This is a genomic window from Micromonospora sp. NPDC048894, from assembly GCF_040649765.1.
Taxonomy (GTDB): domain Bacteria; phylum Actinomycetota; class Actinomycetes; order Mycobacteriales; family Micromonosporaceae; genus Micromonospora; species Micromonospora antibiotica.
Genome location: NZ_JBEZFY010000011.1, coordinates 150,733 through 166,683, shown reverse-complemented (window position 1 = coordinate 166,683; position 15,951 = coordinate 150,733). Strand labels below are relative to the sequence as shown.

The following is a 15,951-nucleotide window of genomic DNA, read 5'->3' as shown; positions in this document are numbered from 1 at the left end:
GGGCCCGGCATGCGCAGCGCGGTGGTGGTCGGCGCCGGGCTCGGCGGACTGTCGGTGGCCGGCGCGCTGGCCCGCTCCGGCTGGCAGGTCACCCTGCTGGAACGGGCCGACCGGGTCCGCCCGGAACCCACCGCCGTGGTGCTCTGGCCCAACGGGGTACGCGCGCTGCGGGTACTCGGCCTCGGCGCCGGCCTGGACGCCATCGCCACCCCGCTGCCCGACGGCGGTATCCGCCGCCCCGACGGTCACTGGCTGGCGCAGCCCCGGCCCACCCCGGCCGACCGGATGCCGGTGGTGGTGCACCGGGAGGATCTGCACGACGCCCTGATCGCCGGCCTCGGGGACCGGGTCGAGCTGCGGACCGGGGTCGTGGTGGACAGCGTCCGGGCGAACCCCGACGAGCGGCCCGGGGTCGGGCTGAACGGGCAGTTCGTCGAGGCGGACCTGGTGGTCGCCGCCGACGGCACGGACAGCGTGCTGCGCCGTCAGCTCGCCCCCGAGGCCAGCGTGGTCAGTTCCGGCTGCGCCGCCTGGCGGGCGGTGATCCCCTGGTACCGGGTGCCGGTGCCGGCCGACCAGCCGGTCGGTGGTGAGGTGCTGGGCGCCGGTTACCGGTTCGTGGCGGCCTCGCTCGGCGAGCGGGGGTCCTCCGGCGCGTCCCGTCGAGGTGGCGTCTACTGGGTGGCCACCGCCGCCGGTGCGCCCCGCCCGGAGTCCCCGCAGACCCAGCTCGCCCTGCTCAAGCGGTGGTACGCGGGCTGGCCCGCCCCGATCGGTGACCTCCTGGCGGCCACCGAACCCGCCGACCTGGTGCAGCAGGAGGTGCGTGAGTTGCGTCCGCTGCCCCGGGCGTACGGCTTTCCCGCCGGGCCGGGCGGGGTGGTGCTGCTCGGCGACGCCGCCCACGCCATGCCACCGCACCTGGGACAGGGCGCCTGCCTGGCCTTCGAGGACGCGGCCACCCTGTCGTCGCTGCTGCGCGAGTCCCGGTTGCCCGACGCCGTGCTGGCGTACGACCGGTTGCGCCGTCCCCGGGCGGCCACCGTGGTCCGGCAGACCCGCCGGATGTCGGCGGTGCTCCAGACCCGGGGCCGGCTGGCCCTGCGCGCCCGCGACGCGGCGCTCGGCACGATCAGCCCCCGCCTGCTCTCCGGTGCCGCCGCCGCAGCCGCCGCCTGGCGCCCCCCACCCACCCCCTGACCCGCTGCCCCCGGCTCGCCCGCCCCGCCCCGCCTGCGCGGCCGTCCCCGGGCCGGTGATCAAGAGGTTTACGTCATGCGCGGCCCATTTCCTGACGCAAACTTCTTGATCACCGAGCCGGGGCGGGGCGAGCCGAGCCGAGCCGAGCCGGGACGAGCTGGGGCGGGGCGGGGGAGGGACAGGGGCTGTTAGAGGAGGGCGGTGGGTTCGGCTATGCAGGCGGTGCCGATGCGGCGGAAGCCGACGCGCAGGTAGATGCGGGCGACGTCCTCGCTGCCGGCGGAGAGGAAGACCAGGTCGGTGCCGGCGGCGCGCAGGGTGCGGGCCAGAGTGGCGGTGACCGCGGCGGCGAGGCCCCGGCGGCGGGCGGCCGGCAGGGTGGCGACCCCGGCGACCTCGGCGACGTCGTCGACCCGCATCGCCATCCCGCTGGCCAACGCGCCGTCGTCAGGCGTCCAGGCGACCGCCGACAGTCGCCGGCCGGCGGCGATCGCGGCCCGCTCCTCGTCGAGGGCGGCCACGTCCAGCTCGGTCATCGCGGCGTCCCGTTCGGCCGGGCCGGCGGCGCCGGGGGCGGTGCCGGCGGCGGAGAAACCGACCGCGGCGACCGCGCGGCGGGCCGCCACGTCGAGCGCGAAGCCGGGCGCGTCCGGGTCCAGCACCCGCACCGGTACGTCGGTGAGCGTCGCCGGGTCGGCCGGGATCACCTGCGGGTCGAGCACCATCAGCGGGGCCTCCAGCACGCTCAGGCCGGCGGCCCGGGCGGTGGCGAGCAGGTCCGGGGTGGTCTCGTGCACCCACTCGAACGCCTCGGGCAGGCCCAGCTCACGCTGCCGTTCCCGGACGGTGTGCAGGTCGGCCAGCGACGGTGGCGCGGTGGCGTCCAGGCGGGGGCGGGCATAGAACGGCCAACCGACCCCGTCCCGGGCGAACAGCACCAGGCCGCCGTGTTCCTCGGCGCGGGCGGCGTCCCGGGGCACCGCGTCATAGAAGCGTTCCAACCGGTCGAACAGGTCGCGGTGCGCAGGATCCACCGCGCGAGACTACACGTCCCAGAGTCTGGAAGGTGTGATCAATCCGCACTGGCCCTGCCCGGGTCGCCCTAACGTAGACTCAACAGACCGCCCAGGGCCGACGTCGTCCCGACCATGAAACAACCTGAGTGACGACAGGAGACCCGGTGGCCCTTCCGTACCCGCACAGCCCGCAGCCGGTCCCTTCCGCGACCGGTCTGTACGACCCGGCGCACGAGCACGACGCGTGCGGGGTGGCCTTCGTGGCCGACCTCCACGGGCGGCGCTCCCATGCGGTGGTGGCGAACGGCCTCGGTGCGCTCTGCCGGCTCGACCATCGTGGCGCCCGGGGCGCCGAGCAGAACACCGGCGACGGCGCGGGCATCATGATCCAGGTGCCGGACGCGTTCCTGCGTGCGGTGGTGGACTTCCCCCTGCCCCCCGCCGGCCAGTACGCCACCGGTCTGGTCTTTCTCCCCGACGACGACGGCGGTGAGGCCCGCGCCCGTCAGGTGGTGGAGAAGTACGCCCTCGTCGAGGGGGCCGAGGTGCTCGGCTGGCGCGACGTGCCGACCGACCCGAGCGGGCTCGGTGAGACGGCGTTGGCGGCGATGCCCCGGATCCGGCAGCTCTTCCTGGCCGCGCACCGGCTCACCGACACCCCGGCGGGTCCGGCCGGTTCCCCGCTGTCCGGCATCGACCTGGACCGGGTGGCGTTCTGCGTGCGTAAGCAGGCCGAGCGGGAGACCGCCGAGCGGGGGGTGACCGCCTACTTCCCGTCGCTGTCGGCGCGGACGATGACCTGGAAGGGCATGCTCACCCCCGACCAGCTGCCGGAGTATTTCCCGGAGCTGACCGACGAGCGGGTCGACAGCGCGATCGCGCTGGTGCACTCCCGGTTCTCCACCAACACCTTTCCGTCCTGGCCGCTGGCCCACCCGTACCGGTTCATCGCGCACAACGGCGAGATCAACACGATCCGCGGCAACCGGAACTGGATGCAGGCCCGCGAGGCGCTGCTGCGTAGCCCGCACCTGCCCGGCAACATCCGTCGGGTGTTCCCGGTCTGCACTCCGGCCGCTTCCGACTCGGCCAACTTCGACGAGGTGCTGGAGTTGCTGCACCTGGCCGGCCGGAGCCTGCCGCACGCGGTGCTGATGATGATCCCGGAGGCGTGGGAGAACGACCCGGCGATGCGCCCGGACAAGCGCGCGTTCTACCGGTTCCACGCCAGCCTGATGGAGCCGTGGGACGGGCCGGCCTCGGTCGCCTTCACCGACGGTGAGATCGTCGGGGCGGTGCTGGACCGCAACGGCCTGCGGCCGGGGCGCTGGTGGCGGACCGCCGACGGGCTGGTGGTGCTGGGCAGCGAGGCGGGCGTGCTCGACCTCGACCCGGCCTCGGTGGTCGCCAAGGGCCGCCTCCAGCCGGGCCGGATGTTCCTGGTGGACACGGTCAACGGCCGGATCGTCTCGGACGACGAGATCAAGACCGAGTTGGCCGCCGCCCAGCCGTACGACGAGTGGCTGCACGCCGGCCTGATCGACCTCGGTGACCTGCCAGCCCGGGAGCACGTGGTCTACACCCACGACTCGGTGCGCCGGCGGCAGCAGACCTTCGGTTACACCGAGGAGGAGCTGAAGATCCTGCTCGCCCCGATGGCCCGTACCGGGGCGGAGCCGCTGGGCTCGATGGGCACCGACACCCCGATCGCGCCGCTGTCGACCCGGCCCCGGCTGCTCTACGACTACTTCCACCAGCTCTTCGCGCAGGTCACCAACCCGCCGTTGGACGCGATCCGGGAGGAGTTGGTGACCAGCCTGGCGTCGACCATCGGCCCGGAGGGCAACCTGCTGGACCCGGGTGCGGCGAGCTGCCGGCAGATCGTGCTGCCCTACCCGGTGATCGACAACGACGAGCTGGCGAAGCTACTCGACGTCGACGAGGACGGTGACCTGCCCGGCTTCAAGGCGGTCCGGGTGTCCGGGCTCTACCGCATCCGCGACGGCGGGGCCGGCATCAAGGCCCGGCTGACCGAGATCTGCCGGCACGTGTCCGAGGCGATCGAGGACGGCGTGCGCATCCTGGTGCTGTCCGACCGGGACTCCAACGCCGACCTGGCGCCGATCCCGTCGCTGCTGCTGACCGCGGCGGTGCACCAGCACCTGGTGCGGGAGCAGACCCGGACCCAGGTGGCGCTGATCGTGGAGTCCGGTGACTGCCGCGAGGTGCACCACGCGGCGGTGCTCATCGGGTACGGCGCGGCGGCGGTCAACCCCTACCTGGCCTTCGAGTCGGTGGAGGACATGATCGCCACCGGGGCCCTGGTCGGGGTGGAGCCGGCGAAGGCGGTCCGCAACTACGTCAAGGCGCTCGGCAAGGGCGTCCTCAAGATCATGTCCAAGATGGGCATCTCGACGGTGTCGTCGTACTGCGGCGCGCAGGTCTTCGAGGCCGTCGGCCTGGACACCCGGCTGGTCGACCGCTATTTCCGGGGCACCCCCAGCACCATCGGCGGGATCGGGCTGGCCGGGATCCACACCGAGGTCGCCGCCCGGCACGGGCAGGCCTGGCCGACGCCCGGCACCGTCGGCTCCACCCGGCTGGAGGTGGGCGGCGAGTACCAGTGGCGGCGCGAGGGTGAACTGCACCTGTTCAACCCGGAGACGGTCTTCCTGCTCCAGCACGCCACCCGCAGCCGCCAGTACGACGTGTTCCGCCAGTACACCGCCAAGGTCGACGAGCTGGCCGCCCAGGCCGGTTCGCTGCGCGGGCTGTTCACCCTGCGGACCGGGCTGCGTCCGGCGGTGCCGATCGAGGAGGTCGAGCCGGCCACCGAGATCGTCAAGCGGTTCGCCACCGGCGCCATGTCGTACGGGTCGATCTCGGCGGAGGCGCACGAGACGCTGGCCATCGCGATGAACCGGCTCGGCGGCAAGTCCAACACCGGCGAGGGCGGCGAGGACGTCGACCGGCTGCACGACCCGGCACGCCGCTCGGCGGTCAAGCAGATCGCCAGCGGACGCTTCGGGGTGACCAGCGAATACCTGGTCAACGCCGACGATCTCCAGATCAAGATGGCGCAGGGCGCGAAGCCCGGCGAGGGTGGGCAGCTGCCCGGCAACAAGGTGTGGCCGTGGATCGCCCGCACCCGGCACGCCACCCCCGGCGTCGGCCTGATCTCCCCGCCGCCGCACCACGACATCTACTCCATCGAGGACCTCGCCCAGCTCGTGCACGACCTCAAGTGCGTCAACCCGGCCGCCCGGGTGCACGTCAAGCTGGTCAGCGAGGTCGGTGTGGGCACCGTCGCGGCCGGGGTCGCCAAGCTCAAGGCCGACGTCATCCTGATCTCCGGGCACGACGGCGGCACCGGCGCGTCCCCGCTCAACTCGCTCAAGCACGCCGGCACCCCCTGGGAGTTGGGCCTGGCCGAGGCGCAGCAGACGCTGCTGCTCAACAAGCTGCGTGACCGGGTCACCGTGCAGGTCGACGGCCAGCTCAAGACCGGCCGGGACGTGGTGGTGGCGATGCTGCTCGGCGCGGAGGAGTTCGGTTTCGCCACCGCCCCGCTGATCGTCGAGGGCTGCGTGATGATGCGGGTCTGCCACCTCGACACCTGCCCGGTCGGCATCGCCACCCAGAACCCGGTGCTGCGGGAACGCTTCACCGGCCGGCCGGAGTTCGTGGAGAACTTCTTCCTCTTCCTCGCCGAGGAGGTCCGCGGCTACCTGGCCGAGCTGGGCTTCCGCAGCATCGAAGAGGCGATCGGGCAGACCGAGGTGCTCGACATCGTACCGGCGATCGACCACTGGAAGGGCCACGGCCTCGACCTGGCCCGGGTGCTGCACACCCCGCAGCTGCCCGAGGGTGCCGCCCGGCGCGGTGTCCGCGCCCAGGACCACGGCCTGGAGCTGGCCCTGGACAACGAGCTGATCGCGCTGGCCCAACCGGCGCTGCGCGACGGCAGCCCGGTCCGGGTGGAGGTGGCGGTGCGCAACGAGCACCGCAGCGTCGGCGCGATGCTCGGCGGCGAGGTGACCCGCCGGCACGGCGGCGCCGGCCTGCCGGACGACACCGTCGAGTTCGTGCTGCGCGGCACCGCCGGGCAGTCCTTCGGCGCGTTCCTGCCGCGCGGGGTGACCCTGCGGCTGCACGGCGACGCCAACGACTACGTCGGCAAGGGGCTCTCCGGGGGCCGGATCGTGATCCGCCCGGACGCCGCCGCGCCGTTCGTCGACCCCGAGGCCACCGCCGGGCAGCGCGCCGAGGACCAGATCATCGCCGGCAACACCATCCTGTACGGGGCCACCGGCGGTGAGCTGTTCCTGCGCGGCCGGGTGGGGGAGCGCTTCGCGGTGCGTAACTCCGGTGCGGTGGCCGTCGTCGAGGGCGTCGGCGACCACGGTTGCGAGTACATGACCGGTGGCACGGTGGTGGTGCTCGGCGAGACGGGCCGTAACTTCGCCGCCGGCATGTCCGGTGGGACGGCGTACGTGCACCGGTTGGACACCGGCCGGGTCAACGCGGAACTGGTCGACCTGTCCCCACTGCGCGACGCCGAGCGGGAGTTGCTGCACGACCTGGTGCAGCGGCACGTCGCGGAGACCGACTCGGCGGTCGGCGCGGAGTTGCTCAAGAACTGGCCGGAGGCGGTGGAGGAGTTCACCGCCGTGGTCCCCCGGGACTACCGCCGGGTTATGGAGATCATGAAGGCCGCCGAAGCCGCCGGCCGCGACGTCGACGACGCGGTCATGTCTGCGCTGACCGCGTCGGTGCCGCCCGCCGCGCGGGTGGTCGCCCAGGAGGTGGCTCGTGCCTGACCCGAATGGTTTCCTGCGTTACGAGCGGCAGTTGCCGGCCCGTCGCCCGGTGGCGGTGCGGATCACCGACTGGCGCGAGGTGTACCCGCCCGCCGGGGCCGAGCTGATCCGGGAGCAGGCCACCCGGTGCATGGACTGCGGCATCCCGTTCTGCCACGATGGCTGCCCGCTGGGCAACCGCATCCCGGACTGGAACGACCTGGTCCGCACCGGCACCTGGGACGCCGCGGTCGAGTCGCTGCACGCCACCAACAACTTCCCCGAGTTCACCGGCCGGCTCTGCCCGGCGCCCTGCGAGGCGGCCTGCGTGCTGGGTCTGGGCGGCCAGCAGCCGGTCACCATCAAGCAGGTGGAGGTGGAGATCGCCGACGCGGCGGTGGCCCAGGGCGGGCTGAACCCCCGCCCGGTGCCGGCGTCGACCGGGCGGTCGGTCGCCGTGGTCGGTTCCGGGCCCGCCGGGCTCGCCGCCGCCCAGCAACTGGCCCGCGCCGGTCACGCCGTCACGGTGTACGAGCGGGACGACGCGATCGGCGGTCTGCTGCGTTACGGCATCCCCGATTTCAAGCTGGAGAAGCAGCACATCGACCGGCGGCTGGCCCAGCTCGCCGCCGAGGGCGTGCAGTTCCGCACCGGGGTGAACGTCGGGGTCGACGTGACCGCCGAGGAGCTGCGGGCCCGGCACGACGCGGTGCTGCTGGCCTGTGGCGCGCTCCAGGGCCGGGACACCCCGGAGACGCCCGGTCGGCCGCTGCGCGGCGTACACCAGGCGATGACCCACCTGGTCGCCGCCAACCGGGTGGTCGCGGCGGCCGGGGACGGTCGACCCGCGCCGGCGGTGCTGCCCGACGGCACGCCGATCGACGCGGCCGGCAAGCACGTGGTGATCATCGGTGGTGGCGACACCGCCGCCGACTGCCTGGGCGTGGCCCACCGGCAGGGCGCGGCCGGCGTCCACCAGCTCGACCTCTACCCGGAGCCGCCGCACGGCCGCGACGCCGAACGGGACCCGTGGCCGACCTGGCCGTGGGTGCTGCGCAACTACCCGGCGCACGAGGAGGGCGGGGAGCGGGTCTTCGCGGTGGCCGTACAGGAGTTCGTGGACGACGGCACCGGTCAGGTCAAGGGCGTCCGGATCGCCGAGGTGACGGTGGAGCGGCGCGACGGCCGACGGGTGGTCACCGCGCTGCCCGGCTCCGAGCGGGAACTCCCGGCGGACCTGGTGCTGCTGGCCATCGGCTTCGAAGGCACCGAGGAGCAGCCGCTGCTGGCCCAGTTCGGGGTGGTCCGCAACGCCCGGGGTGCGGTCGACGCCCGCCCCGACTGGCAGACCGACGCCGACGGGGTGTTCGTCGCCGGGGACATGCACCGGGGGGCGTCGCTGATCGTCTGGGCGATCGCCGAGGGGCGGGCCGCCGCCGCGGCGATCCACTCCTACCTGGGTGGGGTGGGTGACCTGCCGGCCCCGGTCGACCCGGCCCGCCAGCCCCTCGCCGCCCGCTGACCCCCGCCCGTCGAACGGTGGCCGTCAGCCGACCTGGTCTCCGGGTCGGCTGACGGCCCGACCTTGTGGCACGGCCACCGTTTCGCCCGCCGCGCCCTGCCGGCTCACAGCCGCTTCTGCGGCACCACCTGTCCCGGCCCTGCCGTTGTGGTGTCACGGGGGTGTCGGAGCCAGCCCTCCCGAGAGCACGTATCACCACGGAGAGCGATATGCCTGACAGTCATAATTATGCCCGTCAGGCATATCGCTCTCCGGAACCATCGTTCCGGCTTGGTCCGACGCTGCCCCGATCGGCGTCGCCCGGGGCCGACCCCGGCCCCGACCAGCCCGGGGCCGACCCCGGCCCCGACCAGCCCGGGGCCGACCCCGGCCCCGACCAGCCCCAGACCAGACCAGACCCGACCTCGGGCCGAAACCGTGCCGAGCCGGGACCGAGTTCCGCCGGGACCGGCCCGGGTGCCGGAAGGTCACGGTTGCGGGCCGGTTCGGGCTGCCCGCGCCGGTGCCGGGGGCGGGCAGCCCGAACCGGGGTCGGTCAGCGCGCCAGCAGTTGGTGCGCCGCCCGGATCTGGGTCCACGACTTCGGCTGCGCCGGGGCGGTCGTGCTGCGGGTGGCGGTGGCCGGGGTGGGCCGGCCGGGGGTGAACAGCCAGGTCGTGAAGACCGGGTCCAGGTCGAGGCCGGAGATCCGCTCGGCGAGGGCCTGGAACTGGGCGATGGTGCCGTTGCCGTACCGGTGCTCGGCGGTCCAGGCGGGCAGGATCCGGAAGAACGCGTCGTCGCCGACGGTCAGCCGGAGCTGGTGCAGGGCCATCGCGCCCCGGTCGTAGACCGCGTCGTCGAAGACCGCGCCGGCACCCGGGTTGCCCGGCAGCACCTGCCAGAAGCCGTCGCCGGCGGGGTAGTTGGCGTAGGTGAAGTCGAACAGCTCCTGCGCGGTGCCCTCACCCTGCGCCTCCGACCAGAGCCACTCGGCGTACGAGGCGAAGCCCTCGTTGAGCCAGATGTTGCTCCAGTTCGCCACCGAGACCGAGTCGCCGAACCACTGGTGGGCGTTCTCGTGCACCACCACGTACGGGTTGCTGCCGCGTCGCCAGAAGCCGGGCCCGTACACCGGGCGGGTCTGCGTCTCCAGGGCGAAGCCGAGGCTGTCGATCGGCGCGGCCACGCCCCCCTGCGCCTCGAACGGGTACGGCCCGAAGACGCCACTGGCCCAGTCGACGACCTCGGCGGTGCGTTCGATGCTGGCCCGGGCGGCGGGACCCCGGTCGCCCAGCGTGGTGCTGTAGGCGTTGATCACCGGCTGCCCGTTCGGGGCGGTGTCGGTGACGATGTCGTACTGGCCGATCGCGAGGAACGCCAGGTAGGTGGCGCCGGGTTTGGTGCTGCGCCAGCCCCACCGCATCCGGTTGCCGGCCTCGGCCAGCGGGGGCCGGGGCTGCACGCCGTTGCTGATCACCTCGACGCCGTCGGGCACCGACACCGAGACGTCCCAGGTGGCCTTGTCCAGCGGGTGGTCGTTGGACGGGAACCACCACCAGGCCGACTCGGGCTCGTTGACGGCGAGCGCGCCGTCGACGGTGCGGGTCCAGCCGGAGTAGCCGTTCACCAGGGTCTCGGACGGCACGCCGGAGTAGGTGACCACGACGGTCATCGCCTGGCCGGTGGTGAGGCCGCGCGGCGCGGTCACCACCAGCTCGTGGTCGCCCTCCCGGGCGAATCGGGCGGTCCACCCGTTGACCCGCACCGACTCCACGTCGAGCAGGAAGTCGAGGTTGAACCGGGAGAGGTCCTGGGTGGCGGTGGCCAGGATGGTGGTGGTGCCGCTGAGCCGGTCGGTGGCCGGCTCGTAGCGCAGCCGCACGTCGTAGTGGTCGACGTCGTAGCCACCGTTGCCGTAGTCGGGGAAGTAGGGGTCGCCGAGGCCGGGGCTGCCGGGTTTCGGGGCGGCCGAGACCGCGACCGACCGGCTCTTGCCCGGTCGGGCGTCGGCCTGGCCGGGGGTGCCGGTCACCAGGGTGCCGGCGGTGGTGACGGTCAGGGCGGCGATGGCCGCCGTGAAAACACGTCGCACGGGGTGGACTCCCTCCATCGGGGTGTTCGCACCGACAACCTAATCGACGGCGGTGGAAACGTGTGCGTCGGATCGATGGGGATCGGCTGTTCTCTTTGTGTCGATGTTTCGCTAGCATTACCGACTAGTAACAACGCCTCACCCCCCTTGGCCACGCGCGCGGTCCAGAGGCTCCACCCTTCCTGCCCCCGGAGGACCGTCATGCCCCACCGCGCCCTACCCCGTCGTGCCCTGGCCCGTGCGGCCACCGCACTCGCCGCCCTGCTCGCCACCGCCGTCGGTGTCGTACTCGTCCCCACCCCCGCCCAGGCCGCCACCGTCCACTACGTGGCGCTCGGCGACTCGTACTCCTCCGGCGTCGGCGCCGGCCCGTACGACCTGTCCACCTGCCTGCGCAGCCAGAAGTCGTACGCCCCGCTCTGGGCCGCCGCCAACGCGGTGACCAGCTTCGCCTTCCCCGCCTGCGGTGGCGCGGTCACCTCCGACGTGATCAGCAAGCAGGTCGGATCGCTGAGCGCCACCACCACGTTGGTCACCATCACCATCGGTGGCAACGACGCAGGCTTCGCCGACGTGATCACCAGTTGCCGGTTCGGCAGCACGGCGACCTGCACCGCGGCGGTCGACAAGGCCAAGAGCTTCGCCACCTCGACGCTGCCCGGCCGGCTCGACGCCACCTACGCCGCGATCCGTGACCGGGCCCCGAACGCCCGACTGGTGGTGCTCGGCTACCCCCGGCTCTTCGAAACCGGCTCCTGTGGAGTGCTGGCGATGAGCAGCTACAAGCGGACCATCCTCAACGAGGCCGCCGACGTGCTCGCCACGGTCACCGCCGCGCGGGCCGGGGCGGTCGGGGCCACCTTCGCCGACACCCGGCCGTTCTTCACCGGGCACGGTGTCTGCGCCGCCGCCCCGTGGATCCGCGACGTCAGCGGCGTCATCGAGGCATACCACCCGAACGCCGACGGTTACCGGTCCGGCTACCTGCCGGCGCTCACCGCCGCGCTGCGCTGACCCACGCCGACGGTCGGCGGCCCCCGGGTCGCCGACCGTCGGCGTCGGGCGTCGGTCGTCTCCGGCGCCCCACCGGAGCGCCGGGCGACACCGCCGACAGCGGGCCGCAGCCGGGGCGCCGACGGCGGGCCGCAGTCGGGACGCCGACGAGTTGATCGGTGGGCGGGTCGTGCGTGCCGACCGGCCGGGGCGCTAGGGTTCCCTCGATTCGTCAGCGCGGCGGTGGGGAGCAGTGGGTGGGCAGGCTCGCATCGGCGTACGGGCAGGCGGTCGCCGCGCACCGGCAGGCCCGGCAGCGGTGGACGGCGGCCCGTGCGCTGCTGGACCGGCTGACCGGGGAGCCCGTCCCGGAACGCACCGCCGACCTGGTCGCCCGACTGGCCCGGCTCGCCGACACGCTGGCCGCCCCACCGGCGGACGGCGGCCCCGCCCCGGTGCGCATCGGGGAGGCGTCCACGGCGGACGGACGGTTCCCGCTGCTGCTGCCGTTGGGTGCCGGCCGGCACCTGGCGGTCGACCGGGACGCCCGCGATCCCCGGGTGGCGGTGCTGCTGCGGGTGCTGGTGCTGCGGCTGCTCAGCACGGCCACGCCGGGCAGCGTGCGGGTGGTCGGTATCGACCCGGCCGCGTGGGGTGCCACCTTCATTCCGCTGCGCCCGCTGCGCGACGCCGGGGTGCTCGGTGGGGTCGCCACCACCGAGGCGGAGATCGGCGCGTTGCTGGACACCGCCGAGGCGCACGCCCGCGCCGCCCAGGCCGGTGCGGGAGAACCGGAACTGCTGCTGGTGGTGGCCGCGTCCGCGCCCGGTCCGCGGGAGCTGGCCCGGCTCGCCGCGCTGACCCACGCCGGCCCGACCGCCGGGGTGTGCGTGCTGTTCGCCGGGCGCGCGGTGACCACGCCCGGGCAGGTCCCACCCGCGCTGGGCGGCACCACCGAGGTACGCCTCGACGAACGCTACGCCCGCATCGGCGACCCGCCGGGGCAACCGTTCAGCGCCGACGGCACCGGCCTGCCCGTGCCGGTGCTGCTCGACGGCGATCCGCCCGCCGGGGCGGTCCAGGCGTTGGCCGACCAGTTGGGCGCGCAGGTGCGCCGGGACACCGCCCTGCACCTGGCCGACCTGCTGCCCGAGCGGCGCTGGACCGAGTCCGCCCGCGCCGGCCTGCGGACCGTGGTCGGCCGCTCGGGTCGTACCCCGGTGGTGCTGGCCTTCGACGACGCGACGCCGCACTGGCTGGTCGGTGGCCGCACCGGCGCGGGCAAGACGGTCTTCCTGCTCGACGTGCTCTACGGCCTGGCGGCCCGCTACTCCCCGGCCGAGCTTCAGCTGTGGCTGCTCGACTTCAAGGAGGGGGTCAGCTTCACCGAGTTCGTCCCCACCGAACGGGACCCGTCGTTCCTGCCGCACGCGCGGGCCGTCGGCGTCGAATCCGACCGGGAGTACGGCCTGGCCGTGCTGCGGGAGCTGCGCCGGGAGCTGGGCCGGCGGGCCGGGCTGTTCAAGCGGCACGGGGTGACCAAGCTCGCCGACCTGCCGGACACCGAACCGGTGCCCCGCACGGTGGCCGTGATCGACGAGTTCCACGTGCTGTTCGCCGGCAACGACCGGCTGGCCCGGGAAGCCGTCGACCTGCTGGAGGAGCTGGCCCGCAAGGGCCGCTCGTACGGGGTGCACCTGGTGCTGGCCAGTCAGAGCACCAGCGGCGTGGAGGCCCTGTACGGCCGGGCCGAGTCGCTGTTCGGGCAGTTCGCGCTGCGGGTGGCGCTGCCCGGCGGTGAGCCGGTGCTCGGCCCCCGGGCCACCGTGACCGGCCCGACCCGGATCGGCACGGCGCTGGTCAACACCGCCGCCGGGGCGGCCGGCGCGGACACCCTGCTGCGGTTCCCCGACGCGCACGCCGACGCCCGCCAGCTCGCCCGGCTGCGCTACGAACTGTGGGACGCCCGTCCCGACGACACCGGCCCGCCTGCGGTCTTCCGGGGCTACGCCACCGCCCACCTGGAGGACGAGCCGATGCCGGCCGCCGCCGTGACCCGCCGCCCGGCGGTGCTGGTGGGCCGGACGGTCGACGTGGCCGGCAGCACCGCCCGGTTCGACCTGGACGCCTCCCCCGGCCGGCACCTGGCCGTGGTGGGCACCTCGGCGACCGGCGGGCACGTGCTGCGGGCCGCCGCGTTGAGTCTGGCCGGCCAGCACCGCCCCGGCGAGGCCGAGTTCGTGCTGGTCCCGCTGGTGTCGGCCGCCGACGAACTCGCCGACGACACGGCTGCCGGGTTGAAGGCCGCCGGACACCAGGTGACCCAGGTCGACGCGGCCGGCCTGCGGGCCCGCATCGGTGCGCTGACCGCCGGCCCCGGCGAGCGCGGCCGGACGTACCTGGTGGTCTTCGGGGTGGACGCGGCCGGCGCGGTGCTCGCCGCCGCCGACCCCGACACCTACCGCACCGGCCACGACGACCTGCGGGCGCTGCTGGGGGAGGGGCCGGGGCGTGGGGTGCACCTGCTCGGCTGGTGGCGGGGGCTGCGTCGGCTCGCCGACGACCTCGGTGGTAGCCAGAACCGCGACGACGTGGCCTGCCTGGTGGCGTTGAACGTGCCCGCCGACGATCTCGGGCTGTATCTCGGGGTGACCGATCTGGTGTGGACCCCTCGCCCCAACCGGGCCCTGCTGGTCGACCGGCACGCCCAGCGGCGCACGGTGATCGTGCCGTTCGTCCGCCCCGGACACCAGCCCGACGAGGAGGAACGCTGAGTGGCCGGCTACGACGACTACGCGGCGGCCGTCCGGCAGCTCTCCGCCCGGATCCGCGAGGGTGAGCGGGGTGCCGCCGCCGAGGCGGAACGCCGCCGCAGCCTGCACGCCGGGGTGACCCAGCTCGGTCAGCGGCTGGCCGCCCAGGAACAGCGCCTCACCCAGCTCGCCACCGCCGCCGGCCTACCTGCCGTGGCCGACCCGACCCCCGGTCCGGGGCCGGTCCCCGGGGCCGGCGCGGGTCCCGCCGTCGGCTCCGGTTCGGCCCCGGGGCCCGCCCCCGGGGCGGGCACGGCTCCCGGCGGGTCCGGGGTGGACGGCGATCCGGCGGTGGTGCTGGCGGAGACCGGGCGGCTGGTCGACGAGGCGGACCGGCTGGGGCAGCAGGCCGAGGCGTTGGCCCGGCGACCCGCTCTGCTGCCCACCTGGTCACCGACCGCCCGTGCGGTCGCCGTCTACGCCGGCTGTGCCGCCGTCGGGGCACTGGTCATGCTGGTGCTGGTGGTCGCCAACGGCATCGGCGTGGTCGACGGCTTCACCCTGGGCGCGCTGACCTGCGCCGGGCTGCCGCTGATCTCCTTCGTCGCCGGCTGGTTGATCCTCGGGCGGTGGGGACGGCCGGCACTGGCCAGCACCGATCCGCCCCGGTACGCCCCGCTCGGCTTCGTCGTCTGCGTCCTGCTGGTGCCGCTGGCGTACTGCGTGACCCTGCTGCTGTTCCGCGTCGTGCGGTGAGGTGCCTGGCGGGGCCGGTGGCGGTTGCTGCGGCGGTGGTGGTCGTTGCGGCGGCGGTGAAGAAGGGACCTCGTCCCGGTGCTCGTGTGCGAACGACCACCGGGAACGCTGGTCAGCCGGCCCGGTAGGAGAGGTAGTAGCCCTCGTACGGCCAGCTGTGGAAGTTGTTCAGCTCGGACGCGGTACCGGTGCAGTCGGAGGTCCGGTAGCCGGAGACGGAACCGAAGCCGTTCCAGCCGATCGCCCAGATCGCCTCTGCCGGGACCGGGCGGCAGATGCCGTCGGGCGTGGCCTGTCTGCCGACGATGATCTGCGTGGTGGCCTGGTAGAAGACGAGGCCGACGTCGGGGACCTTGAGCGTCTCGACAGCGGCTGCGGGCGACGCCGGTATCGTTACGGCCAGTGTGGTGATCAATGCGGCGGCGAGACCCGCAGCGATTCGGCTGGTGAAACTGCGCATGAGCTTCCCTTCCTCACGGTGTCCAGGAACGGGGCCGGAGCTCGTTCACCCCGCAATGAATTGATCTGGATCGATTGTATTCCCCGTGTCAACAACCTCGTCACTGATTGCTGCCGCCGGGTGGCCCGAGTTTCCTGCCGGCACCCCGCGAGCGTCAGGTACTTGACCGTGCAACTTTCCGGCGGTAGCTTGAGATTTCGATCCACCAGCATCAATGGGAGTAGGTAGCCGTGCTGTTGAAATCCTTCGCCATCGCCGGGGTCGTCGCCGGTGTGCTGGCTGTGGCCCCTCCTGCCTCGGCGGCACCCCAGCTGGGGGCCGGCGTCTATCCGCCCGGGAACTGCCAGCCGGGCACATTCTGCGTCTGGCCCCACTGGG

At 73.8% G+C, this 15,951-nt stretch carries 9 protein-coding genes; 6 read left to right on the top strand and 3 right to left on the bottom strand.

Annotated elements, in window-relative coordinates; genetic code table 11:
• Positions 1-9 precede the first annotated feature (9 nt).
• Positions 10-1,200 (top strand): NAD(P)/FAD-dependent oxidoreductase, encoded by a 1,191-nt coding sequence (locus AB0C22_RS23235; protein ID WP_357536945.1) that lies wholly within the window; start codon positions 10-12, stop codon positions 1,198-1,200.
• Positions 1,201-1,388: 188 nt separating this feature from the next.
• Here AB0C22_RS23235 and AB0C22_RS23230 read toward each other — a convergent pair whose 3' ends face one another.
• Complete coding sequence (locus AB0C22_RS23230) at positions 1,389-2,234, bottom strand: GNAT family N-acetyltransferase (protein WP_219463864.1); 846 nt, start codon at positions 2,232-2,234, stop codon at positions 1,389-1,391.
• Between the two features lie 146 nt (positions 2,235-2,380).
• Between AB0C22_RS23230 and gltB the strand changes: the two genes are divergently transcribed.
• A complete protein-coding gene (gene gltB, locus AB0C22_RS23225) occupies positions 2,381-7,036 on the top strand; it encodes a glutamate synthase large subunit (protein ID WP_357536943.1) in 4,656 nt (1,551 codons plus the stop codon).
• Positions 7,029-8,537 carry a glutamate synthase subunit beta gene (locus AB0C22_RS23220; protein WP_219463860.1) on the top strand — a complete coding sequence of 503 codons (1,509 nt, stop codon included), beginning with the start codon at positions 7,029-7,031 and terminating at the stop codon, positions 8,535-8,537. The genes gltB and AB0C22_RS23220 overlap by 8 nt, the downstream gene beginning before the upstream one ends.
• Positions 8,538-9,072: 535 nt before the next feature.
• Here the strand turns inward: AB0C22_RS23220 and AB0C22_RS23215 are convergent.
• A complete protein-coding gene (locus AB0C22_RS23215; protein WP_357536941.1) occupies positions 9,073-10,611 on the bottom strand; it encodes a M1 family metallopeptidase in 1,539 nt (512 codons plus the stop codon).
• Between the two features lie 201 nt (positions 10,612-10,812).
• Here AB0C22_RS23215 and AB0C22_RS23210 point away from each other — a divergent pair, with 201 nt between their 5' ends.
• The 3 genes from AB0C22_RS23210 (at position 10,813) to AB0C22_RS23200 (ending at position 15,113) form a co-directional block, all read left to right on the top strand.
• On the top strand, positions 10,813-11,625 hold the full coding sequence (locus AB0C22_RS23210; RefSeq protein WP_219463856.1) for an SGNH/GDSL hydrolase family protein: 813 nt from the start codon (positions 10,813-10,815) through the stop codon (positions 11,623-11,625).
• Positions 11,626-11,861: 236 nt separating this feature from the next.
• Positions 11,862-14,378 (top strand): FtsK/SpoIIIE domain-containing protein, encoded by a 2,517-nt coding sequence (locus tag AB0C22_RS23205; RefSeq protein ID WP_357536939.1) that lies wholly within the window; start codon positions 11,862-11,864, stop codon positions 14,376-14,378.
• A complete protein-coding gene (locus AB0C22_RS23200) occupies positions 14,379-15,113 on the top strand; it encodes a hypothetical protein (RefSeq protein WP_357536937.1) in 735 nt (244 codons plus the stop codon).
• Between the two features lie 112 nt (positions 15,114-15,225).
• On the opposite strand, the gene AB0C22_RS23195 is transcribed toward AB0C22_RS23200, so the two are convergent.
• Complete coding sequence (locus AB0C22_RS23195) at positions 15,226-15,573, bottom strand: hypothetical protein (protein ID WP_208570917.1); 348 nt, start codon at positions 15,571-15,573, stop codon at positions 15,226-15,228.
• Positions 15,574-15,951 lie beyond the last annotated feature (378 nt).

Coding starts and splice junctions, on each gene's coding strand:
- AB0C22_RS23210 (WP_219463856.1), top strand. CDS start 10,813: ATGCCCCACCGCGCCCTACCCCGTCGTGCCCTGGCCCGTGCGGCCACC.
- AB0C22_RS23195 (WP_208570917.1), bottom strand. CDS start 15,573: ATGCGCAGTTTCACCAGCCGAATCGCTGCGGGTCTCGCCGCCGCATTG.
- AB0C22_RS23235 (WP_357536945.1), top strand. CDS start 10: ATGCGCAGCGCGGTGGTGGTCGGCGCCGGGCTCGGCGGACTGTCGGTG.